Source organism: Mucilaginibacter tolerans (genome assembly GCF_030519375.1).
Classification (GTDB): Bacteria; Bacteroidota; Bacteroidia; order Sphingobacteriales; family Sphingobacteriaceae; genus Mucilaginibacter.
On record NZ_JAUMKB010000004.1, the window covers coordinates 210501 to 234917 of the forward strand.

21 protein-coding genes and 1 tRNA gene are annotated in these 24417 nt (G+C 42.1%); 9 read left to right on the forward strand and 13 right to left on the reverse strand.

Going from position 1 to position 24417, the window contains the following annotated elements; all coding sequences use genetic code 11:
- Positions 1-134: 134 nt before the first annotated feature.
- The 4 genes from Q3A68_RS07610 to Q3A68_RS07625 all read right to left on the reverse strand — a co-directional run bounded on the left by Q3A68_RS07610 (position 135) and on the right by Q3A68_RS07625 (position 3791).
- A complete protein-coding gene (locus tag Q3A68_RS07610) occupies positions 135-1547 on the reverse strand; it encodes an IS1182 family transposase (protein ID WP_302900464.1) in 1413 nt (470 codons plus the stop codon).
- 245 nt (positions 1548-1792) lie between these two features.
- A complete protein-coding gene (locus Q3A68_RS07615; RefSeq protein ID WP_302900465.1) occupies positions 1793-2734 on the reverse strand; it encodes a pentapeptide repeat-containing protein in 942 nt (313 codons plus the stop codon).
- A 252-nt stretch (positions 2735-2986) separates the two neighbouring features.
- Complete coding sequence (locus tag Q3A68_RS07620) at positions 2987-3442, reverse strand: cold-shock protein (RefSeq protein ID WP_302900466.1); 456 nt, start codon at positions 3440-3442, stop codon at positions 2987-2989.
- Between the two features lie 157 nt (positions 3443-3599).
- Complete coding sequence (locus Q3A68_RS07625) at positions 3600-3791, reverse strand: cold-shock protein (RefSeq protein ID WP_302900467.1); 192 nt, start codon at positions 3789-3791, stop codon at positions 3600-3602.
- A gap of 385 nt (positions 3792-4176) precedes the next feature.
- On the opposite strand from Q3A68_RS07625, the gene Q3A68_RS07630 reads away from it, so the two are divergent.
- Together Q3A68_RS07630 and Q3A68_RS07635 are read left to right on the forward strand one after the other, a co-directional pair.
- Entirely contained in the window at positions 4177-6807 is a 2631-nt protein-coding gene (locus Q3A68_RS07630; RefSeq protein ID WP_302900468.1) for a valine--tRNA ligase, read from the forward strand.
- A 101-nt stretch (positions 6808-6908) separates the two neighbouring features.
- Positions 6909-8720, forward strand: a complete 1812-nt coding sequence (locus Q3A68_RS07635; RefSeq protein WP_302900469.1) for an ATP-binding protein — start codon at positions 6909-6911, stop codon at positions 8718-8720.
- Here Q3A68_RS07635 and Q3A68_RS07640 read toward each other — a convergent pair.
- A complete protein-coding gene (locus Q3A68_RS07640; RefSeq protein ID WP_302900470.1) occupies positions 8711-9169 on the reverse strand; it encodes a type I restriction enzyme HsdR N-terminal domain-containing protein in 459 nt (152 codons plus the stop codon). The genes Q3A68_RS07635 and Q3A68_RS07640 overlap by 10 nt on opposite strands.
- Before the next feature lie 138 nt (positions 9170-9307).
- On the opposite strand from Q3A68_RS07640, the gene holA reads away from it, so the two are divergent.
- Positions 9308-10330 (forward strand): DNA polymerase III subunit delta, encoded by a 1023-nt coding sequence (gene holA / locus Q3A68_RS07645; RefSeq protein WP_302900599.1) that lies wholly within the window; start codon positions 9308-9310, stop codon positions 10328-10330.
- A gap of 196 nt (positions 10331-10526) precedes the next feature.
- Positions 10527-10877: an RNA-binding regulator gene (gene rbp, locus Q3A68_RS07650; protein WP_302900471.1), complete on the forward strand. Its 351-nt coding sequence runs from the start codon at positions 10527-10529 to the stop codon at positions 10875-10877.
- Between the two features lie 90 nt (positions 10878-10967).
- Here rbp and Q3A68_RS07655 read toward each other — a convergent pair whose 3' ends face one another.
- Together Q3A68_RS07655 and Q3A68_RS07660 are read right to left on the reverse strand one after the other, a co-directional pair.
- Positions 10968-11201 (reverse strand): hypothetical protein, encoded by a 234-nt coding sequence (locus tag Q3A68_RS07655; protein ID WP_302900472.1) that lies wholly within the window; start codon positions 11199-11201, stop codon positions 10968-10970.
- Positions 11202-11358: 157 nt separating this feature from the next.
- Positions 11359-12486, reverse strand: a complete 1128-nt coding sequence (locus Q3A68_RS07660) for a hypothetical protein (RefSeq protein ID WP_302900473.1) — start codon at positions 12484-12486, stop codon at positions 11359-11361.
- 187 nt (positions 12487-12673) lie between these two features.
- Between Q3A68_RS07660 and Q3A68_RS07665 the strand changes: the two genes are divergently transcribed.
- The 3 genes from Q3A68_RS07665 to Q3A68_RS07675 are packed head-to-tail and all read left to right on the forward strand — an operon-like array spanning position 12674 to position 15298.
- Positions 12674-13081, forward strand: coding sequence for an EVE domain-containing protein (locus Q3A68_RS07665; protein ID WP_302900474.1), 408 nt, complete (start codon positions 12674-12676; stop codon positions 13079-13081).
- A complete protein-coding gene (locus Q3A68_RS07670) occupies positions 13081-14226 on the forward strand; it encodes a carbohydrate-binding family 9-like protein (RefSeq protein ID WP_302900475.1) in 1146 nt (381 codons plus the stop codon). The genes Q3A68_RS07665 and Q3A68_RS07670 overlap by 1 nt, the downstream gene beginning before the upstream one ends.
- Positions 14219-15298, forward strand: a complete 1080-nt coding sequence (locus tag Q3A68_RS07675; RefSeq protein ID WP_302900476.1) for a family 10 glycosylhydrolase — start codon at positions 14219-14221, stop codon at positions 15296-15298. The genes Q3A68_RS07670 and Q3A68_RS07675 overlap by 8 nt, the downstream gene beginning before the upstream one ends.
- On the opposite strand, the gene Q3A68_RS07680 is transcribed toward Q3A68_RS07675, so the two are convergent.
- From Q3A68_RS07680 to Q3A68_RS07690, 3 genes are all read right to left on the reverse strand, one after another.
- On the reverse strand, positions 15295-15819 hold the full coding sequence (locus Q3A68_RS07680; RefSeq protein WP_302900477.1) for an acyl-CoA thioesterase: 525 nt from the start codon (positions 15817-15819) through the stop codon (positions 15295-15297). The two genes, Q3A68_RS07675 and Q3A68_RS07680, sit on opposite strands and share 4 nt — an antisense overlap.
- 218 nt (positions 15820-16037) lie before the next feature.
- A complete protein-coding gene (locus Q3A68_RS07685; protein ID WP_302900478.1) occupies positions 16038-17294 on the reverse strand; it encodes a type IX secretion system plug protein in 1257 nt (418 codons plus the stop codon).
- Between the two features lie 158 nt (positions 17295-17452).
- Positions 17453-19375, reverse strand: coding sequence for an ABC-F family ATP-binding cassette domain-containing protein (locus tag Q3A68_RS07690; RefSeq protein ID WP_302900479.1), 1923 nt, complete (start codon positions 19373-19375; stop codon positions 17453-17455).
- Positions 19376-19558: 183 nt separating this feature from the next.
- Here Q3A68_RS07690 and Q3A68_RS07695 point away from each other — a divergent pair, with 183 nt between their 5' ends.
- The gene (locus Q3A68_RS07695; protein ID WP_302900480.1) at positions 19559-20605 is read left to right on the forward strand and encodes a quinone-dependent dihydroorotate dehydrogenase; all 1047 of its coding nucleotides are present in this window, start codon (positions 19559-19561) and stop codon (positions 20603-20605) included.
- 66 nt (positions 20606-20671) lie between these two features.
- On the opposite strand, the gene Q3A68_RS07700 is transcribed toward Q3A68_RS07695, so the two are convergent.
- The 3 genes from Q3A68_RS07700 to Q3A68_RS07710 form a co-directional block, all read right to left on the reverse strand.
- Complete coding sequence (locus tag Q3A68_RS07700; RefSeq protein ID WP_302900481.1) at positions 20672-20848, reverse strand: spore protein; 177 nt, start codon at positions 20846-20848, stop codon at positions 20672-20674.
- A 31-nt stretch (positions 20849-20879) separates the two neighbouring features.
- Positions 20880-20950, reverse strand: a tRNA-Cys gene (locus Q3A68_RS07705).
- Positions 20951-21289: 339 nt separating this feature from the next.
- Complete coding sequence (locus Q3A68_RS07710) at positions 21290-22030, reverse strand: TrmH family RNA methyltransferase (protein WP_302900482.1); 741 nt, start codon at positions 22028-22030, stop codon at positions 21290-21292.
- Here Q3A68_RS07710 and tamL point away from each other — a divergent pair.
- A complete protein-coding gene (tamL, locus tag Q3A68_RS07715) occupies positions 22021-24372 on the forward strand; it encodes a translocation and assembly module lipoprotein TamL (protein ID WP_302900483.1) in 2352 nt (783 codons plus the stop codon). The two genes, Q3A68_RS07710 and tamL, sit on opposite strands and share 10 nt — an antisense overlap.
- Positions 24373-24417: the final 45 nt, after the last annotated feature.

The following is a 24417-nucleotide window of genomic DNA, read 5'->3' on the forward strand; positions in this document are numbered from 1 at the left end:
ATTTGGTGTTACACGCGACAGGTTAACTTATAACTCAGAACTCAATATTCTTATATATAGCCCCGCCTGTCCAAGCGTGTCGTGGCTGTTGCACAACAGCGCGTTTAGGAATTATAAATTCGATTTTGCACGATTTATATTAACCTTAGATAGTATTGAACAGGAAAAGGAAGTCGCTGTATTAACAGGCTTAATAATGCATCCCGTAAGCCCTTTTTGCCATATTTGATTAGTTTTTTAAGGTTATATGCGATCCCGGCCATTATCATACATTTATTGGCCAGTTTTATCCCTATGGTGTTGACTTTCCGCATACCCAGGTATTCAATAAGGTTTCCAATGATGGGTTCCACAGTGCTTTTTCTTATAACCATCATCCGTTTGCCATATACTTCATTCATCCGTTTGTGCATTTCATCGAATAATGGCTTCTTTACAGAATCCACCAAGTTTTTATAGTCCGATTTACCAAGGCATTTAGTGCGGATAGGGCAGTTTTTGCAATCAGACCGTTTGCTCATGTAGTTTTTTTGAATACCGTGATGTTCCCGATAACCGGCAAACTTTAAAACATTCCCCTGGGGGCATAGGTAGCGATCGTTCTCTCTTTCATAAGTAAAACCCTCGCGTTCGGGTTTATAAGTGCCCGTATTGGGGATATAACCAGTAATCCCTCTTGAAATAAGGCTTTCCAATGCTGATGAACTGCTGTAATTGGCATCGGCAATAACTTCTTCGACTGCTAAGCCGTGTTCTTTTATGTTGTCATCGATCTTTTCAAGTATAGTATCAAGGTATTGGCAATCTTTCTTATCTGCATGGAAAGCACCTATACTGGTAATAACATAGCTGGATGTATCAACACTAAGTTGGCCAAGGTAGTTTAACCTGGTTATCTTACCGGGCTTTACAGACATCCGTGAATCAGGATCCGTTGTACTGGCACGGTTCGCATTACCCCGTTTTTGAGGTTTAGTATTTTCAGCTTTGTTGGGCATTCCACGGTCATCAGCATCATCTTTAGTTTCATCATCTTTTAGCTGACTGGTGAAAACCTCTGCGTCATCTAAAATATCCTTAACACTGTCCATTGCTGCATTGGCCTTTACGTAAACGCTGTCGATGGCCTGCCTTTTACCGGTTAACATCCCCTTATCAATACATTGCTTCAATACCTGTTTAAATAACTCGTTAAATACATCTTCATCATAAAGTTGGCGGGTACGGCTTAAAGTAGAATGCCATGGCAGCTCTTCGTCGATGTCATAGCCGATGAAGTAAAGGATATCCAAACGCATAGATGCCATATGGACGATGCGCCTGTCGCTGGGCTGGTTTTCTAAATACCCAACCAATAGCAACTTGAAAAACACTACCGGATCAATGCTTTTTTGTCCTTCCTTGCCATAATACTTAGCTGTAGCTGGGTATAAGAACCGAAGGTCTAATACTTCTTTTAACTTCCTGTACATATTGTCTGCCGGGACACGGTCAGATAACTGGAAATTGGTAAAGAGCTTTTCTTGATATTGTTTCTTTCCTTGCATGGTATTAAGATACTAATAATCAATATCTTAACATAATTTTATTGAAAATAAAGTAGCTAGTTGTGCAACTGCCACGTGTCGCTAGGACGAGATAACGAAAGCATGTTAGGACGATGAAGCCTGACCAATCGCCGGGTTAATTTAAGAGTGACGCTTAAACTGACGGCACTGGGAAATTTGGGTAAAACACCAAAGCCCGCCTTCAACCAGGCTCTAACAAACTCAGAACTCGGGATCCAGTACTCTTATATAAACGTAACCTTTGATAATTCAGCTCCCAGGCCTTTGAGCTCGGCGTAAGTCAGCTTATCCATCATTGCTCCGTCAAAGCAGATGGTTTTGATGGCACGGTAATATTTATTGGTCAGGGCATACGTCGGACGGAAAGATACATTTTTGAGCGTCGCGCCCTTAAATGTAGCCTCATTCAGCGCCGCCTTGTCAAACTTAACGCCAATAAAGGTTTGCCCGTCAAGGCATAACGCCCGCATATCTGAATACTTAAAGTCCACGCCTTCAAAAACACAGTTTTCAAAGATCGTTTTTCTAAGATCCGTCATGGTCAGTTTTACGTCTGTCAGTGTTGCATCTGTGAATTTTGCCCCCGTCAGCCCCAGCTTACTGAATTCGGTACGTACAAGAATGGTCCCGTTGAAGCTTGCATCCGTTAGGTCGGTAGCGGAAAAGGTGCAATCTGTCAGGTTCGTTCCATCAAAATTGGCTTCACGTGCGTCGCTGGCTACAAATGAACTGCCGGTCAAATCTGCACCTGCAAAGTCAGAGCCCCGCAATGCACTCCCCTTAAATTTCCTTTTATGCGCGGCAACTCCTGCAAAGTCACTCTCCGCCAGGTTGCTCCCGCTGAAGTTCGTCAGCACTTGCCGCTCCGGCGAGGTAGAAAGGTTAGCGACCTGCTGTATCGTTTGCCTCATGTCGCCATTATTTTCAACGGCCTTAAAAGTCATTGTATCATTTGCCGATTGGAAGTTTTCTGAAAAATAGTTAAGGTCAACACCCAGAATTTCTGCCAGGCGGTTAAAAGTAATGATGTCCGGAATGGATTCACCGCGCTCCCATTTTCCAACTGCTTGCGGACTAACAAATACGCGTTGCGCAAGTTGCGCCTGAGAAATATTTATTTTTTTTCGTGCTTCGGCAATTTTATTACCAATCATTTTAGTTTCCATAATGTCTTTTTGTTTTATTTTTTCGACACTACAAAGGTATTTGGGCGTATTTCCGGAGTCAAAAAAATACGACGACTTATAGTTGCATTTACCCTACTTACAGTGGTTTTTTACAACTGTCAGTAGGGTATGCAGTGATTTAACATTAATCCCCACTCATTTGTTATAAAAACACCAAAGCCCGGCTTCTGCCAGGCATTTACTTATAACTCAGAATTCAAGACTTACGAAAGCAGCTTTAACCGGCATAAATCACTTCGCCGCTTTCTTTACTTTTATCGCATTAAGGCCTTTTTGTCCCTGCTCAGTTTCAAAAGTCACTTTATCCTTTTCTTTAATTTGCTCCAGGATGCCATTGATGTGAACAAAAACGCTTTCCTGTGACTGCAAATCTTTGATAAAACCGTACCCTTTTGACTCATTAAAAAATGAGACTACCCCGTTCCTGGTCACCTCAACTTCAATATCTTCCTGTTTCGGCGTTCCGATCTGTATGTTTTCCGCCAATATCGTCTTGCGTTTTGAATGATCCGGGGGAGTAGACGTTATATTGCCATTTTCGTCAACATAAGCCATCATCTCATGCAAACCTTTTCCTTTAACAGCATTCGCTCTCCGATCTTCGGTCTTTTCTCTTTTGTCCTGTTGTTTTCTGAGCTTTTTCTTTTCGCGCTCTTTTTTACTAAATGTTTCTGTGGATTTACCCATATATTAATTGACGTATAATATTGCAGAACTTCATTTCATCAAAGTTCCTATTAATTAAATTAGCCTGTTCCATATCCGCCACCAGCGTCTCAGAAAGGCAATGTATAAAAAAAGCACCTCCCTGTCAGGAAGATGCCTTAAAATGATTTATAGTGTATTAAGCTACTTTTACATTTACTGCGTTAGGTCCTTTACGACCCTGCTCAACGTCAAAACTAACAACGTCACTTTCGCGAATGTTGTCAATCAGACCAGATGAGTGAACGAAGATCTCGCTGCCACCGTCATTAGGTGTGATAAATCCGAAACCTTTCGTTTCATTAAAAAATTTTACTGTTCCTTGTTGCATATTGTTATTGATAAGCCGCAAAGGTACAGAGAATTAATGGTATATTTTCCACTTAGTAAAATTATTTAATATTTATTTAATCGGCTTAAAACTCCAAAGCCCCGCTTCCAACAGGCTTTGACTTAACTCAGGACTTATAGCTCAATACTTATCTTACCGGTTAAACCAGCCGAGTAATGCATAAATTCCCAACTTTCTCAACAGAATATCCCAAAATTTATGGACAGATATAGTTTTCATAACAGTGTATTATATAAACTTCCAAATTATAAAAATGTTGTGATCGACTCCGGTAAATAGTTCATAGATCATGGTTCGTGCCCTTGCTATGAACTATTAACTATGAGCCATTAACTATTCGGCGAATTCGCTATTTTTGCGCGCTATGAGTATTTCTAAAACGTATCAGCCCAAAGAAGCAGAAGATAAATGGTATAGCTATTGGTTAAAGCACAAGTTTTTCAAGTCCGTACCTGATCAACGCGAGCCTTATACGATAGTTATTCCTCCGCCAAATGTTACCGGCGTTTTGCACATGGGCCACATGCTGAATAATACTATCCAGGATGTGTTGATACGTCGTGCCCGCATGAAAGGCAAAAATGCCTGCTGGGTACCCGGGACGGATCATGCTAGTATAGCTACTGAGGCTAAAGTGGTGGCCATGCTGAAGGAAAAAGGCATCAACAAAAAAGACCTTACCCGCGAAGAATTCCTGAAATACGCCTGGGAATGGAAAGAAAAATACGGTGGTATTATACTCGATCAGTTAAAAAAACTTGGTGCATCCTGCGACTGGGACCGTACGCGTTTTACGATGGACGAAGACCTCTCTAAAGCAGTGATCGACACCTTTATTCATTTGTACAAAAAAGGCTGGATATACCGCGGAGTACGCATGGTAAACTGGGACCCGCAGGGAAAAACCGCCGTTTCTGATGAGGAGGTTATCCGCAAAGAAGTTAACCAAAAGCTCTATTACATACGTTATTCAGTTAATGATTCTGATTACCTGACCATTGCAACCACCCGTCCGGAAACCATCATGGCAGATACCGCGATTTGCATCAATCCGAACGATGAGCGGTACAAGCATTTGCATGGTAAAAAGGCGATCATCCCATTAATCAACCGCGAAATTCCGATTATATTGGACGAATATGTAGAGGTGGATTTTGGTACTGGCTGTTTAAAGGTAACTCCTGCGCACGATTTGAATGACTATAATCTGGGCATCAAACATAACCTGCCTGTTATCGATATTCTGAATGATGACGGCACGCTGAATGAAAAGGCGGAGATATTAGTAGGAATAGACCGTTTTGCAGCACGTAAAAAAATAGCCGTTTTACTGGACGAAGCCGGTCAGCTTGAAAAAGTAGAAGATTATAAATCACAGATCGGTTTTTCGGAACGCACTGATGCGGTGATCGAGCCAAAACTTTCTATGCAATGGTTCTGTAAGATGGAAGAGATGGCCAAGCCAGCTTTGGATTATGTGTTGAAAGGCGATATCAAGCTGATACCAGATAAGTTTATCAATACCTACCGCCACTGGATGGAGAACGTTCACGACTGGACGATCAGTCGCCAATTGTGGTGGGGGCAACGCATTCCGGCCTGGTATTTACCTGATGGTCAATATGTGATTGCAAAAAATCAGGAGGAAGCGTTTGAACTAGCAAAAAATCTCAAATCTCAAATCTCAAATCTTAAATCTGAGGATTTGCGGCAGGAAGATGACGTAGTAGACACCTGGTTCTCCTCATGGTTATGGCCAATCTCGGTATTTGATGGTTTTAAGGACCCGAACAATGACGACATCAACTATTATTATCCAACTAACGATCTGGTAACTGCACCCGAGATCCTATTCTTTTGGGTAGCGCGTATGATTATGGCAGGACACGAATTTAGAGGTGCAGTGCCTTTCAGGAATGTATACCTGACCGGTATTGTTCGTGATAAACTGGGCCGCAAAATGTCCAAATCATTGGGTAACTCGCCTGATCCGCTTGGTTTGATCGAAAAATACGGCGCTGATGGTGTGCGTGTGGGTATGCTATTAAGCTCGCCGGCAGGTAACGATCTGATGTTTGATGAGAGCCATTGCGAGCAAGGCCGTAACTTCTTTAATAAAGTTTGGAACGCCTTCCGTTTGATAAAAGGCTGGCAGGTAGATGATCAACTCGGGAACACCAATGTGGTAGCTATCGACTGGTTCAAAAACCGCTTCAGCCAGGCACTGGCCGAGATCGAAAGCAACTTTTTGCAATTCAGATTGTCCGACGCTTTGATGGCTACCTACAAACTGGTATGGGATGATTTCTGTGCCTGGTACCTGGAAATGATCAAACCAGCTTATGAACATCCGATTGACAGGGAGACCTATACCCAGACTATTAAATTCTTTGAGGATGTTCTGAAAATTCTGCACCCTTTTATGCCGTTCATTACAGAAGAATTATGGCACGATGAACTTTTTGGTGAACGCGCCGAATCCGACTGTTGTATTGTTGCACAAATGCCGGAAATCGGGCAAATAAATACCCAATTGCTTGCCGAAATTGAGGCAGTTAAACAGACGGTTACCGATATCCGTAACACCCGCAACAGCAAACAGATCTCGCCGAAAGAAACATTGGCATTATCAGTGAAAGTAAATTCCGGGATAGAATATAAAGATTATCAATCAATTATATCTAAATTGGGTAACATTGGCGACTTTGCTATAGTGAATGAGAAGGTAGTGGGTGCAGTTAGCTTTTTAGTGTCAAAAGATGAGTTTTATATCCCTTTACCCGTTGATATTGACCCTATAGCCGAAACCGAAAGGTTAAATAAGGAGAAGGAATATCTGCTTGGGTTCTTGAAATCGGTTGAGGCGAAACTTGGTAATGAGCGCTTTATGAATAACGCAAAACCGGAGATTATTGAGAATGAATTAAAGAAAAAAGCCGACGCCGAAACTAAACTGAAAATAATTGAAGAGAATCTGGCCTCTTTGGCAAACTAATTGTTAATAAAAGGGTGCAATCTTGATAAATTGATGGTACTGTATCTGCCGGTCCGTCGTAATTTTAATTGCTGTTTTATACAATAGGTAAAGCCTCTGAAATGAATAGAGACGTAGGTTTTTTCAATTTTTCCGTTAATAAAATTCTTACTAAAGATCAAAGCACCCTTGATCAGGCACGAATACGCTTATTGTATTATGGTTTATGGCTGGCAATTATCGCTGTCGGCGCCGTACTGATCAACCTATATGTAGAACACCGTGAAATACTTACTTTCAGCACAAGTGTTTTACTGCTGAGCCTTGTTATTCTGTTCAAATATTTAACCTTCAGGCCCAGGTGGGGTATCATATCGCATATCATGTTGGTTTTAGCCACCATGGTGAACCTTACCAATGTGTTCATCACATTACAGAATGTCGACATTATTACTGCCCAGATCACTTTCCTGATCATTGTATTCAGCTTTTATATGCTGGGGCAAACTTGTGGCTTATTCTACTCGCTGGTAAATCTGATCCCGATACTGATATTCCTGGTGTTAATGTTCAACAGTAGTTATGTTATCGGCTTAAAACCTAAGGTGGTGGACGAATCAACCAAGATTATCTCCATCTGTGCCAGTTTTATATTTATCATCTTTGTCCAGAACTATTTCTACCGGGCCTTCATAAAAAATATCAGGCAATTAAAAGTAACTGCCGAAGAACGCGGTAGCCTGAATGTGGAGCTTGAAAAAGTACTGGAGAAGGCAGAAAAATCTTCACAGGCCAAATCTGAGTTCCTTTCAACTATGTCGCATGAGATCCGTACTCCAATGAATGCGGTGATCGGTATGACTAACTTATTAATGATGGGTAATCCAAGGCCCGATCAAAAGGATAACCTCGAAATTCTGAAGTTTTCAGCTAATAACCTTTTGGCCTTGGTGAATGATGTACTTGATTTTAATAAGATTGAGTCGGGTAAGGTGGTGTTTGAGAACATCAAATTCAACCTGGTGGAACTGATGCAGAATGTATGCGGCGGGCAACGCCTTAAAGCAGAAGAAAAAGGGCTGAACTTTATACTGGAGATAGATAATAACCTGCGGAACAAGGATGTTTTTGGTGATCCGACCCGTTTAAGCCAGATCATATTTAATCTGATCAGCAATGGTATAAAATTTACGCATAACGGGACAGTTTGGGTAAAGGTAAACCAACTGGAAAACAGGCATAATACAATTACTGTTGACTTTTCAGTAAAGGATACGGGTATTGGTATTGAAAGAGAAAACCTTAATGCCATATTTGAGCCTTTTACGCAGGAGTCGATCACCACCACCCGTCAATATGGAGGCACTGGATTAGGCCTTGCGATTGTTAAGCGGCTTTTGGAGCTCCAAAATCTTCGCATGAGCGTGCAAAGTCAACCTGGAAAAGGTTCAGAGTTTTCATTTAATATGGAATTCCCGGTATCAACTGAAAGCGCAGCCGAGCCTGTGTCCAATCAGCCCGTGGTATTGCGTGCTATCGAGAGCATGGGCACGCCACGCGTTTTGATTGCAGAAGATAACATGGTGAACGTGATGCTGATGAAAAAGCTGTTCTCCAAATGGAATATTGTTCCAACCATTGCCGAGAATGGCGAGCGGGCAATTGAAATGGTTCAATATGGTAACTTCGATATTATTCTGATGGACCTGCAAATGCCGGTACTGAATGGCTTTGATGCCGCTGTCGAAATCAGGAAACTAGCCGATCCCAAAAAGGCCAATATACCGATCATCGCGTTGACTGCCTCAGCTTTGTTTGACATCAGAGAGCGTGTATTTGGCTCTGGCATGAACGATTATGTTTCAAAGCCATTTAAACCTGATGAATTGCGCGAAAAAATGCAAAGTCTTTTAAGCGCGGCTATTCAGAACTGAATTTGATTATAATCAGGCAATTCTTCGATAAACTGATAGTTATTATTTAAAAAATCGATACGGCAGTAGTAATGTTTCAACCCGTTGCTCACGGCCAGCAAGGCTACTTTATGCACCATATTGTACCGGGCTACCTGGTCGAATACTTTCTGGTCAATATTTACTGACGGCGCTTTGCATTCAATTAGTAGGATTTTTTCGCCCGAGGAATTAAAGACCACGATGTCTGACCGTTTCTGGTTGCCATGCAATTTTAATCCGCCTTCCAGTTTGATCAATGTTTTCGGGTAACCTTTGTGGTTAATCAGATATTGTACAAAGTGCTGCCGTACCCATTCTTCCGGAGTAATGACAATATGCTTTTTCCTGATCTCGTCAAACAAAGTCAGCCGGCCATTATCATCAACGATCCTGAAAGGGTAGGGTGGAAATTGCAGCGGCTGTAGCATGGGGTAAAGTTAGTTGATTAAGTTGATTATGGTTATAAAAGTTGTAAAGGTTATAAAAGTCGAAGTTATTACAAAAGTTATTCAACGTCTCCAACCACTCCAACAATTCCAACCAAATCCCTACCTTTGAATCACCGTATGACTGCCGACGATATTCTGAAAGATCTGAAAAACCGTAAGTACAAACCACTTTATTTGCTGCATGGCGATGAGCCTTATTTTATTGACCAGGTAAGCAATTTTGTGGAGGATAAGCTCCTTCCGGATGCGGAGAAAGGTTTTAATCAAACGGTGCTGTATGGTAAGGATACAGAGATAATGACGGTATTAAACGCCGCCAAGCGTTATCCCATGATGGCTGAGTATCAGGTGGTGCTGGTAAAAGAGGCCCAGGATATGAAATGGGGACGGGATGACGACGATAAAAAAACGATTAACCCGTTGCTAAGCTACCTCGAAAACCCGTTGCCGAGCACCATTCTTGTTTTTTGCTACAAATACGGCAAGTTTGATAAGCGCAAAAAGACATATAAAGCGATAGAAAAGAACGGAGTTGTTTTTGAGTCGGCGACTTTGTATGATAACAAAATTCCATCATGGACAGAAGGGTTTGTTGCCGGGAAAGGTTATAAGATCGATCAGCAAGCTTCGGCAATGATAGCCGAATATCTGGGTAACGATCTTTCCAAAATTGCTAATGAGCTGGAAAAATTAATGCTGAATGTCTCGCCAGGGCAGACGATTACGATGCAACAGGTACAGGATAATATTGGCATCAGCAAGGAGTATAACGTTTTTGAATTGCAATCGGCACTAAGCAGGAAAGATCCGTTCAAGGTAAACCAGATTATCAATTATTTCGATGCTAACCCTAAAGCCAACCCGATTGTGCTTGTATTAGGGAATTTGAATAATTTCTTCAGCAAGGTACTGCTTTATCATTATGCGAAAGATAAATCGCCCCAAAGCCTTGCCCGTGAGCTAGGTGTAAACCCTTATTTTATAAAGGATTACGAGCTTGCGGCGCGTAGCTACAACTATGGTAAATCAATGCAAATCATCAGTTTATTACGCGAATACGACTTGAAAAGCAAGGGCGTTGATTCAAATGCCGGCCCCGGGGAGCTGATGAAAGAATTAATGTTTAAAATATTGCATTAATTTTCAAACAAATGCTCCTAATATTTGTTGGCCCTGTGATAATGCACTTGTAATTAAATTATTAAGTGTTTTTGAATAATTTAATTTATAATTTATATCCGTTAAATAAATAATGTGCATCTTTACTCTTGACTCCCATTTTGGCGTTGTAAAGTGATGTTAAGCACTGCATCTTAACAATTTTAAAAAGTAGTTAATGAACATTTTTGTAGGAAGCCTTCCGTTCAAGATACAGGAAGCAGATTTAAGAGAACTCTTCGAAGCATACGGAGACGTGAACTCAGTGAAAATTATTAATGACCGTGAAACAGGCAGAAGCAAGGGCTTTGGTTTTGTTGAGATGGCCGATGCAGAAGCTGGTAAAAAAGCAATAGCCGATTTGAATGGGAGCGAGGTGTCAGGTAGAAATATTGTGGTAAACCAGGCCGAAGAGAAAAAACCGAGAGAAAACAGAAGCTTTGGTGGCGGTGGCGGTGGTGGCCGCGGCGGATACTCTGGTGGCGGAGGCGGTGGTTACTCAAGAGATAACCGCAGAGGCGGCAGATAATTTCCTGAAATTTATAGCATAAAAAAGCGTCGTACCCTTGGGTATGACGCTGTATACTATTGGTAAGTATTAGTGAACTTTAAAGGTGAATCACACCCTTAAACGCAGCGATGCTGAGCGGCCCAAAGCCTGAATAAGTCCCGGATCAAAAGAACTGTCCCCATCCTTTTGTATCCAAACCATGTTCTTATCCCTCAGTAACTCCACTTTTTCACCTTCAAGCACTAATTCGAGTTCTGTCGTGTGATGTTCTGTAAGCCTGCTGTTAATAATCTGATACGCGTAATCCGTATCGTTAAAAGTCATCCGTAATTGTAATCCCATAAACGCGCGGTCTTCTTTCGTAAAGATAGTCTAACTATTATTAGCTTAATTATTCAACTAGTAAGAAAATATCAACAATGCTTGATATTTTGTGGATAAGTAAATCTAATTTTAAACAAGCACTGTATTTTCAACAAATTGGCCGTTTAAATCCCAATTAGTTGTTTTTCAATCCCAGTTTGTGATCGTAATAATCGAGCATGAATCCATTATTGAGGAAGAACTCAAGACTCATTACTGTGACATTGCTTCCTGACTGGGCAGGGTTTTCAACATAGGTAATATTATCCGCGGCCGAGGTTGCATAGGAGTAAGTGAACCCACCCGGTGTAGTGGTAAGTGATACAGGCGTATTGGCGGGCAATAATACGGCACTGCTACCTGCTGTTGGATCCTGGATATAGCTGTAAGGTTCTGTTCCTGTATCAAATATGGTATTGGTAGTAAAGGTTTTGCCATTGTAGGTTAACGACACCGGTATAATTGGCGCATAGCCATCGCCCGGGTAATAAGTAAGCTGGTGCATGGTATAGGACGACAAATCTGATGAAGTTAATCCTAATGTTACTGCTCCGGGTACATAGGTGCCGTTCAATGAAAAATTATTAGTGCCCAGGGCATCCATTTTAAATCCTTTTAAAAGCCCTTCGCCCGGGTCAAAGTATGCGAAAGGGCTGGTTATATAAGCATTGTTAGGGAAGGTGGTATCATACTCTGATGAAACCCCCAAGACATCAAATTCGTGATCTGCGTATACATTACCCTTGGTATCAGCTGCTTTATAGTATAAAAGGAAAGGCAGGCGTTTGATTGTAATACCGCCATTATTAGCTTCGCCGAGTGTGACAGGCGCATAAGCCAGATAACCATAAACATTGGCTGTTGTATTAGTATCATCGCCGTAGGAAATAGTTGCTTTTTGATTGTAAATGGTAATGCCATTTACAACTGTGGAATCTCCGGAAAAGGTAATGCCATTGCTGGTGATCATGCTGGAGGGAATGATACCATGCGCATCAAATACCAGGCCGCCGGAGCCGGTATCGAACAATAAGTCATAATCGGCGCTGGTTACATCTTGCGTGCCTATTTTTGTTACGAAGGTGTAAACTAATTTATATATAGATGAGTCGGCCTCATACAATCCGAATTTTGTAGGCGTAGCCTGTGTAGGTGTAATATTCGTATTCGATTTTTTGCTGTCCTTTGAACAGGATGCCAGCACGAATAGCAGTAGGACAACCGAAATACGTAGAAATAACTTTAAAGGATATGCTCTCGTCATATTTTCAAGGGGGTTAATATGTTCAATATTAACTTGTTTAATACAGCATTTATTATGCCATTTCACTATTTACGTGTTACAGCTTAAAATAGTTGGCGGTTTCTGGTTGATTTAAAGCATTAAACCCAATTCTCATTTTTGTTTCTGCAGCCTTTTTCACAATTTTACGACTACAAATAAAAACAGAATGAACCATTGGCTAATCAAATCAGAACCTCATAAATACAGTTGGGAACAATTTAACAAAGATGGCCGCACCATGTGGGATGGCGTACGCAATTTTGCTGCCCGTAATAACCTGCGTGCTATGAAAGAAGGTGACCTGGCTTTTTTTTATCACAGCAATGAGGGGAAAGATATAGTCGGGATTGCCAGGGTTGTTAAAGAATCATACCAGGATCCAACCACAACTGATCCAAACTGGCTGGTGGTTGAGTTTGCCCCTTTTGAAGCACTTAAAAAATCAGTGACGCTCGAACAGATCAAAGCTGAACCTTCTTTGAAGAGTATGGAGCTGGTTCGTCTGGGCCGCTTGTCGGTCAGCGCTGTAAAGCCTGAAGAATTTGATAAGGTATTGGAAATGGCGAATAGCTGATGGATAATAATTCATGGCTCATAGTTCATGGTAACTGTTTGAAGCGATTAGCATCATTATCAGCAATCTTTCTGTATGCAATTACCGCCAATGCCCAATCCGCATTTAAGGGACTGGAAAACCTGTTTGACACGCCCGAGAATTACGTTGTTTATCATGTTGATCATCCACCAGTAATCGATGGCAATATTAAAGAGTCCGTTTGGCAGCAGGTTAACTGGTCAAAAGAGTTTGTCGATATCGAAGGCCGTGACAAACCTAAACCGCCATTGGCCACCAAAATAAAAATGCTTTGGGATGACAGCTGTCTTTATATCGCGGCACAATTAACCGAACCACAGATATGGGCTTCATTGAAAAAACATGATGATGTTGTTTTTCAAGATAACGATTTTGAGTTTTTTATCGACCCGGGAGGCTCAACACAACCCTATTTCGAGGTAGAAGTAAATCCGTTTAATACTATTTGGGATCTCCTGCTGACCAGGGCTTACCGCGATGGCGGCACCTCTGTCTCAAGTTGGGATGTGCCGAATTTAAGATCGGCGGTAAAAATACAAGGGACACTGAATGATCCATCAGACAAAGACGAAGGCTGGACAGTTGAAATGGCTGTTCCGCTTAAGGCGCTCACTACAAATTCCCGCTCGCAAAGGCCACAGGAGGGCGCCATCTGGCGAATCAATTTCTCCCGCGTAGAGTGGGACACTGAAGTGGTGGAAGGCAAATATGTTAAACTAACAGATGATAAAGGCAGGCCTTTACCGGAGCATAACTGGTCGTGGTCGCCGCAGGGATTGATAGCAATGCATTATCCTGAAAGATGGGGATATCTGCAGTTCAGTAAGCAGCCTGTAAATTCTGTAACATTTAATTTACCTTATGCAGAGGACCAAAAGAAGTATTTATGGCTAATTTACTACCGGCAAAAACAATGGTATAGTGAACATAAAGTTTATGCCGCCACGCTGCATGATCTGGGAATAGATGAGCATGTCAGCATAAATAACAAGGAAAATACATTACAACTAGAAGCGACCAATCATCAGTTTATGGCATTTATAAGGGACAACCAGGGTAAGGAGATGTGGGCCATTGACCGGTTTGGTTTGGTGCAACGAATTACCGATCAGCCTCATGAATAAACGCGACTTTTTAAAAGCCAGCCTTTTAGCCGGTTTAGCTACCCAAGTGCCTGTAAATAGCTTAGCTGCGCCATCTGAGCCTAAGAAAAAGAAAATGAAGAATTGGGTTTGGACAAACCCTAACCCCAAAGATACCGATGGCGAACTAAAAAACCGCTATGCCTCCTTTAAAGCAGGCGGCATAACGGGAATATTTTTTGAAGCTGATAGCGAGAGACATTTTCGCGCTGCAAAAGCTCAGGGATTGGAAACACACCGCTGGATATGGACATTTAACCGCGCCGAACTGGTTAGCACCCACCCCGAATGGTACAGCAAAAACCGCAAAGGAGAGTCATGTGCCGATCATCCGCCGTATGTTACTTATTATCGCTGGTTATGCCCGTCAAGGCCAGAAGTACAGCAATATTTGGAGCAACAAGTAACTGAGATTCTGAATAAGGATTATGTCGATGGCATCCACCTGGACTATGTGCGCTATTGCGATGTGGTGTTACCGGTAAATTTATGGTCGAAATATAATATCGAGCAAACAAAAGAACTGCCGGAATACGATTTCTGCTATTGCGATGTATGTCAGGCCAAGTTTAACAATGACTATGGGATTGAACTTTCCAGCATTCAATATCCGGAGGCGAGCCTTTCCTGGCGATTGTTCCGTTATCATAATATTACACGTGTAGTAAATAGTCTGTCGGACATTGCTAAAAGTAATAAGAAAGCCATCACTGCTGCCGTATTCCCTACACCAGAAGTGGCCCGCCGGAATGTACGCCAGGACTGGACAAACTGGCGATTGGATGGCGTATGCCCGATGATCTATCATGGCTTTTATAAAGAGAAAGTAAGCTGGATAGGCGACGCTGTTGAAGAAGGCGTACATTTCCTAGCCGGTAAATTTCCGTTGTATGCTGGTTTGTATCTGTCAGACTTTAATAATGACGACGAAATACGCCAGGGTATGCAATTCGCATTTAAAAATGGCGCTGCGGGCGTTTCACTTTTTGGCGATGTAACCAAGGGCAACGTGCTAAATATTCTGCATGAAGAGATCGGGAATTTGAAAGCTTAATCCTTTTGCTCAGCAAAAAATAAAGCTTTCAACTCAGTAGCATCATCCGGTTTCATTTTCCCGGCAAGGATTAATCTCAGTTGGCGACGACGTAGCGCTCCATCAAACAACATTTTATCTTCCTCGGTTTGTGGCTCAACCGCCGGCACTGGTATAGTGCGACCGCTTTGATCAACAGCTACAAAAGTATAGTAAGCCTCATTGCTTTTCACTTTCGTTCCCGAAGGTATATTTTGCGCCCAAACATCCAGGCGGACTTCCACTGAGGTGTTGAAGGCACGGGTAACTTTAGCCTCCAGCGTTACAACGTCCCCCAGTTTAATAGAATGCTTAAAGGAAACATTATCAACCGACGCCGTTACAACAATACGGTTGCAATGTTTTTGTGCAGAAATAGCAGCCGCAATATCCATCCAGTGGAGCAGGCGTCCCCCCATCAGGTTATTCAAGGTATTGGTATCATTGGGCAATACCAGTTCATTCATTATCGTGTGTGAGTCCTTAGGGGTTTTTGCGTCCATCGTTCAAATTTCTGCAAAGATAGCACTTTGATGTGCAATAAGCCTTCACGCACAGATTTAGGCTAAAGCCAACGGCAATGAATATAAAATAAGAAGTAAAATTCATTGCCGTCCCATTTATGGGAAGGAGGAGATGGCAGGGTAATGGCTTTAGCCAAAAAGTCATGTAGGTTCTGAAAGCGAGTTTCCTCCAGCCAATGAAAGTAATCGGGATGGAGTTAGTTCTTAGCAGCTTTCACAGGACGATACCCAACCAATTCAGTCCACCTGGCACCTGCGGGGTGATAATAAACCAATATCTGGTATTCGTTCTCAGTCTCGTAATGAGAGCCTTCAAAAAAGGCGTCATCAGGTTTGTGGGTATTGTTGGGTACCCAAACATATTCATAGTCGTAAACCCCTTGCTTTAACAGCAGTTGGATATAATAGCGGTTTTTAGCAGCATCGAAATCCAGCTTGCTGCTTTCATCCATACGATAGTTGTTAAACTGACCAACAATATAAGCCGAACCATCACCTGCTGTTTTTGTACTTGCCAGCGTAAAATACATATGCGCATAATCGGCATCAATACGGGGATCGCTGCCCTCCTGGTTAAGAATATAGAAGTTGCCGTCGTTATCGTAAAACAGGGTGTAATTAGGCTGATCCAGAGTAGGATCAGTGAGCAGAATAACGGTATTGGCGGTATCCCTGTAAATATGAGATATGCGATCAGAGTTCAGCTTCAAACTACGCGTGTCAAAGTGCCTGAACTCGTTCAATCCCGGGAAATCAAAAGTGCTCACATCATTATAAACCAATGTATTGCCCCTGATGCTTGAGGGCTGTGTGCTCACCTGCATAGTTTCCGGGCGTGAATTTTGCATAATGAAAGCCTTAATATCATAGTTAGGGTTTTGAACCCGCAATGCACCGTAATTGATTTGCAGATTGATCTTCTGGTTAGTTTGCCGCAAATTATTATCTGCCGACGGAACCATCTCTGCCAGGGTAGATACTTTTGAATCAACCACATAAAATCGCTGGATGATCAGAACTTTTGATTTATCCCCATCTTCATAAACCTTCAGGACGTAATTGCCGGATATCTTGGGCTTGATATTGTCATTAGGCAACTTTACTTCGTAATGTGTGAATTTCTGAAGTGTAGCTGTGGAGTAACTGTAATTGAGTATTCTGTCTTCGGTAAAATTTTGCAAGTATTCCATCGGCGAAAGAATGGAGGGGTTCCAGTTCTCGTCGCAATGCTCAATGGAATAGGACAAATCGCGTGTGCCACCATGCAGATCGTCAAAGTCTAACTGTAGCTGCTCTTCCGTGTTAAACTTGATAATCGGAAAAGAAGGGTTCTTTTTGGTGTTGAAAAACTCAACCGTCTTGATCTCTGGCCTTAAGACCTGGTTGGTATATGGTTGTGCAATGGAATGGAGAGTAAAAGAAAAAACAAATCCTAAAATGATTAACCACTTCATAAGCATAATACGGATTTATTGTTGTGCATCGGTGTTATGCTGAGGCACTCGAAGCATAGCGGGCAAAGGCCTTTACGCACACACTTCGAGTGCCTCAGTGTGACACCCTTTGTTTTAGAATCCTATTCTCTAATCAACTAATCTCTAGTTAACTAACCTTACGCCTCCAGCTCCAAAATATGCTCAGCCAAATTCTCCCACTTCGCCTGAACTTCTTTCAGTTCTAGTTTTTTAAGCTGATAGGTATCGGTCACTTCCTGCGCTTTAGTCGCATTAGTATAGAGTTTATCATCTGCCAATTGGCTTTCCAAACCTTTAACTTCTTTTTCCAGCGCTTCTATCTGTTGCTCCATCCCTGCCAGCTCCTGGTTTAGTTTCTTTAACTGTTTAGCTTTTTCGTCATCCGGCTTTTTAGAAGCAACAGACACTTTCTTTTCTTCCTTCTTCTCAGGTTTTGGAGCCTGCTCAGCTTTTGGTTGCAATTTACGCTTCGAATACCAATGATCGTACTCCTGGTAAGTACCCGGATAGGTAACAATCTTATGGTCTTCAATAAACCATATCTTGTTGGCCACATGATCCAGGAAATAGCGGTCGTGCGATACTACGATGATCGTACCCTCGTATTGCTGCAAAGCCTGTATCAATATATTCACCGACTGCATGTCCAGGTGGTTGGTAGGCTCATCGAGGATCAGGAAGTTGGCATCCGCCGTCAACGCTTTGGCCAGTGCCACACGCGATTTCTCACCACCGGATAATACTTTGATCTTCTTAAACACATCATCTCCGGTGAACAGGAACGAACCTAAAATGGTACGCAATTCTGTCTCATTGTGCTTTGGCGCGAATGATTGTAACTCGCCTAGTATGGTATTCTCTAAATGCAACGCCTCCAACTGGTGCTGTGCAAAGAAGGTTTGCGTTACGTTATGCCCTTGCTGTACCGATCCCTTAAAATCTTTATCAGCTCCGGCAATAATTCGTAGTAGGGTTGATTTACCTTTACCATTGGCACCGATCAAAGCGATTTTATCACCCTTTTCAATCAAAGCTTCCGCATCATTTAATATTTCGATAGTAGGGAAGCTTTTATTAACGTGTTCAAGCGTCACTACATGCCTGCCTGATTGTCTCGAGAAACGGAAAGAGAAGCTAACCTCGGGGTTATCGTCATCCACATCGTCTACACGCTCCATTCTGTCCAGGGCTTTTATACGCGATTGGGCCATCTTTGCTTTTGATGCCTTTGCCCTGAAGCGTTCGATCAGGCGTTCTTCTTGTCTTATTTTTGCCTGCTGGTTTTTAAATTCACCGCGCTGAATTTCTTCACGCTGAGCTTTCTCTTCTAAATAGAAAGTATAATTGCCCGCATAAACAGTCAGTTTGCCCTTGCGCGATTCAACCGTACGGTTGATCACACGGTCCAAAAACCATCTATCGTGCGAAACAATGATGATCGCTCCTTCAAAAGCTTTCAGATATTCTTCCAGCCACTGAATAGATGGTAAGTCCAAGTGGTTGGTAGGCTCATCGAGCAATAGAATATCGGGTGCCTGCAACAATATCTTCGCCAGCATCACACGCATACGCCACCCGCCCGAAAACTCGCTCAGCTTACGGTGAGTATCCGGTTCGCTAAAACCCAGACCAGCTAATATTTCGTGTGCTTTATATTCGATGTTGTACCCGTCAAGCAATTCAAACTCATGCTGTTTGTCGCTCAGTTTATGCAACAGATCTTCACTGTAGTCGGTTTCCAGTTTCTTAAGCAAAACTTCTATCTCATCGTGCAGTTGGTTCTGGCGCTCAAAAGCTTCCATAGCAACATGTAATATATTTTTGTCGGATGAGTAGCTGAGCAAATCCTGGTTCAGATAACCCATGGTCAAATCTTTCGCCATGGAAATAGTACCCGAAGTAGGCGTGTAGTCACCAACGATCAGCTTTAGAAGGGTTGTTTTACCGGTACCATTGGCGCCGATAAGACCAATTTTTTCACCAGGTTTTATGTGCCAGTTGGCTTCGTCATACAGGGCCCGCGCACCAATCTCGAACGTAAGGTTGTTAATAGCAATCATTTGCGCGCAAAGATACGTTTTTGAGGTGAAAGGCGAAGGGTGGAAAGGCGAATGGTTAAGTAATATCGAATATCGAATTTTTAATTTCGAATTTATTACTGAGTAGCCAATACAACAAATGCAACTACTACAACCATTACAACTGCTACGACCAATTACAACCAAAACTACTAACTTCGCGGCATGTATCAGTTAATTAAGCCGCTGCTCTTCCAGTTTGACCCTGAAAAAGTCCATTATTTCGTCACCCGCAACCTGAAAAGGTTTAATCGCATTCCGGGCGGGACTGCATTCAGCAGGATGCTTTGGGATCTGGAAGATAAACGATTGCAGAAGGAGGTTTTTGGTTTGAAGTTTAACAATCCGGTTGGATTGGCAGCGGGCTTTGATAAGAACGCAGAGATGATCTACGAAATGGGCAATCTGGGCTTCGGTTTTGTTGAAATAGGTACCGTAACCCCGTTACCACAACCAGGCAACTTAAAGCCAAGAATGTTCCGCCTGCCGTCTGATAAAGCACTGATCAATCGCATGGGCTTTAACAACCAGGGTGTTGATGTTGCTGCGGAGCGGATTTCCGCCTATCGCCGTGACGCGAAAAGATCACGGAAGGGATTAATCATCGGTGGTAATATTGGCAAGAATAAGGCTACACCCAATGAAGAAGCTGTAAACGATTATATAAAATGTTTCGACCGCTTATTTGATGTGGTGGACTATTTTGTGGTGAATGTAAGCTCGCCAAATACACCCGGTCTGCGCGCATTGCAGGAGAAAGAGCCCTTGATGCATATCCTGAACACCCTGCAGCAGCGAAACTCAAAGAATGGCATCAGCAGACCGATATTACTAAAGATTGCCCCTGACTTGACAAACGAACAATTGGACGACATTGTTGATATAGTAAAGGAAACTAAAATAGCTGGTATTATCGCTACTAATACTACCGTCGTACGTGAAGGATTGAAATCGGAGAAATTAAGTGGAGAAACCGGCGGATTAAGCGGGAAACCATTGGCTCAACGTTCAACAGAAGTAATACGCTATCTTTCCAAAAAATCAAACGGCGCTTTCCCGATCATCGGTGTGGGAGGGATACACTCACCTGAGGATGCCATAGAAAAATTGAAGGCAGGCGCATCATTGATTCAGCTTTATACCGGGTTTATTTACGAAGGTCCGGGACTGATCAAAAGGATCAATAAAAAAATCCTGTCAGCAAAAAACTAACAGGATTTGTATTTCCTTTTTGTAGAGACGCTATGTATTGCGTCTCATTCTAACCCGAAAGAAGAATTATTTTCCGGCTACTGCTTTAGCTAAAGCAGCGTTGTTTTTGTCGATCTGGCTGTGTTTTGGTTCTTTTGAACGGCTGCCTAATTCGATGTTGGTAGCCAGTTTCAGACCTTGTACTTCTAAGCGAGATACAGTTTTATTTCTTCTGTCTTTTCTTTTTAAACGAGTAACGCCCATGGTGTTGTATTTTTAAATTTTTTAAACCTCGAGGTCGGAAGCGGATTCGAACCGCTGTAAAAGGTTTTGCAGACCTCTGCCTAGCCACTCGGCCATCCGACCATTTTTAAGGAGTGCAAAAATAGTAAATATTTATTGGCTGCCAAGTTTATTTGTCAGATTTATTACGAATAAAAGCGTTTGGTGTTGCACAACGAGACCAAAATGAAGAAAGTTACACGGTTAAAGCTCCGCCGGAGCCAAATGTTGGTAGAAAAAAATATAAATGTATTTTCTGCCCTGTAGGGGCAATATGTAAATCGCCGGCTTTGCGGCTGGCGATGACATTTCGCACCTATGGCACGCGATGTTCATTAATTGGCACTTTTCACCAGCAATTGGTTCCTATGGACCTTTTTATTGGTATTCGATCTGAAAAAATATTGAGATTCTTAATCAATATTATTTTCTCGTTATTTCCGAACAAAACAGCGCTGTAGCAATAGCCACATTTAGTGATTCTGCTTTGCCTATGCGCGGTATGGTGATGCCTTTATCTACCATTTCCTTTATTTCAGGCCTTAAACCATTCCCCTCATTCCCCATCACGATCAACCCTTCCTTGCCAAAATCAGTTTCGTAAATATTCGCGCCGTTCAGCAGTGCGCCGAATACAGGTAATTTTATTCCAGGCAAAAGTTCAGTCAATGATGTATAATGAATCTTCACCCTTGCCAGCGAGCCCATACAGGCCTGTACCACTTTTGGGTTATAAGCATCAACCGTATCTTCCGAACAAATGATATGATCGATACCAAACCAGTCGGCAATGCGGATAATAGTGCCCATATTGCCAGGATCCTGTACGCCATCCAACACTAATGAAAACTTTCCTTTTAGCTGTTCATGATGCAAAACCGGCCATTGGGGGATCTTTATTAACGCCAGAGCATCCTGCGGTGTTTTTAAACTACTCACCTTCTCCAGCTCCGTAGCAGAAATTTCACAAGAGTTTATTTTTTGGGATAATTTCAGCACTTTTGAATCGAACGAACGAGTGTAGTAAATGGCCTCTACCAGGTATGCCGAATTAATAAATTCAGCGATAGATTTATGGCCTTCAACAATAAATAAACCATGTTCGCGGCGAAACTTTTTTTGTTGTAATGACTTTAATAAATTGATCTGAGATTTTGAAAGCATATAATAAACCTGAAGGGTATCGCCTTACAATATTAAGTATTTTGCTCCTCTTTCTGGCGTCGTCCTGCGGTTTGACGCACCGCCTTAAAGATAATGAGGCACTTATCAGGAAGATCACTATAAAAGGTGTTGATAAACAGTTCTCAGAAGCAGCCCTTAACTACGTTGATAAAGAGCAGCAGCCAAATAATGCCCTCAATCTTAAATTGTATTACTGGTTCAGTAAAAACGGGAAAAGGGACATTGGTGAATCCCCTAATTTAGTGGATAGTGCCTTGATAGAATTTTCAAGATTACAGATCCAGAAGTTCCTGCAAAACAAGGGCTACCTGAAAGCGAAGGTGACCGACAGCATAAGGGTAAAAAAGAAAAGGGCTGAGTTGATATTTACAGCAACAGAAGGTCCTATGTTCAGGGTGAGAAATTTCACCGACAGTATTGCCGACAAAAAAATGCAGGCATTATACCGTGCCAATGCCGGCAGATTAAACCATGTCAGGCAGGGTGAAAGATTCGATACGGATAGTTTGGCGGCTGAACGCGATGAAATGTATATGCTAATGAAGCGTAACGGTTATTATGACTTTTTCAGGCAATACATTAGTTTTAATTCCGACACTACCTTTAATAAAGGTATTGCTGATATAAAAATGATTATTGATAATCCACCCGGCAAACCGGCGCACCCTATTTATAAAATTAATAACACCATAATTACAGTCTCAACCAGCAGTGGGCGCACACCGGGGAAGGTAGATACCATGCGGGTTGATTCGCAATTCAGGTTTGTTGATTTCTCTAAGAAATTCCGGCCAAGGATCATTACGATTTATAGTTTTCAGAAAAAAGGCGACCTGTATAGTATCGATAAGCAATCGCTGACCACATCAAGGCTTTCGGAATTGAATGTGTTCCGTAATGTGCCTAACCCCACCTATGAAAAGCTTCCGGATAGTACTAATCGCCTGAACACCAAAATTGACCTTGTACCATTAAAACAAATGTCGAACCGGGTTGAGGGGGAGTTTCTGTTTAATTCAGGACGTTACGGGTTTAGCGCGGGTAATACTTTTACCGACAGGAATATATTTAAAACCGCCGCAACTTTACAGATCAAATTCAATTACAGCGTATTGTTCGATAACGGTTCATCGAACGCGGGGGGTATTGAAAACCAGGAGTTTAAATTGGGTGGAACAATAACCTACCCACAGATATTATCGCCATTCAATTTGCCTGTTTTAGGCAAATACGGTGTGCCACATACCTCGTTTTCAAGCAATTACACGCTTTTCTTTCAAAAAGGCCTCGTTGAACGCCAGAGCATTGTAAATTCTATAACTTATGATTTCACTGAAACGCCGGACAAGGTACATACTCTAACCCCTATTGATATCGAATTTTCAAAAGGAAACATAGACACTGCCGCCAAAAGAAAATTGTTAGATAGAAACTATTATTCTTATGTCTACCTGATCGGTCGCACCATTTTCTCATCCGGTAGTCAATACACCTATCAATTGAATGCAAACAAGCTAAATACCTATCGTAATTTTCTTTATTTCAGAGGATCAATTGATATAGGGGGTAACACACTTTGGGGGTTAAGCAAGCTATTGAATACGCCGAGAGATACAGCTGGCCAGCGGACAATTTTTGGTTATACATTTGCCCAATACGCAAAGGGTGAAATTGACCTGAGATTTTACAAGAGTTTTGGTGGAGAAAAGCAGCTGGTGTTTCGTATCAACCCGGGTATAGGTGTGCCATATGGAAATAGCTCGCAATTAGTGTTTGAGAAAAACTTTTACACTGGAGGCGCAAACGATATCAGGGCTTGGTTACCCCGTACTTTAGGCCCGGGCCTGTTCAATCGGGGACTGGCATATGCCGGCGATACTACAACCTTAAAGCGCCTGAAATATTTGGATCAGTTTGGCGAAATAAAGTTTGTTTCGAACCTGGAGTATCGGTACAAGCTCGCAAATGATTTTTTCGGCTCGAAGCTAAAAGGGGCCGTTTTTGTTGATGCTGGTAACGTTTGGCGTTTGCATAAGCAATTTGAGAACCCTAATGGAGAGTTCAGGCTGGGAGAATTCTGGCAATCCACTGCAATCGGTATTGGTACAGGATTACGTTTCGACCTGGGCTTCTTTATTTTCAGATTTGATGCTGCTCTTAAATTTAAAGACCCGGAATTTACAGGCTCTGATCAGTGGGTACTCGTCAACCATTTCAATGAGTTATTTCACACCGGAGATTTTAAACGGGCATATAGAGCATCGAACTATGATAACTTCAACTTCCTGCAGCTTAACTTCGGTATAGGACTGCCGTTTTAATGCAATTAGCGAATTAGTAAATGAGTGAGTTATTGAATGTGTTAA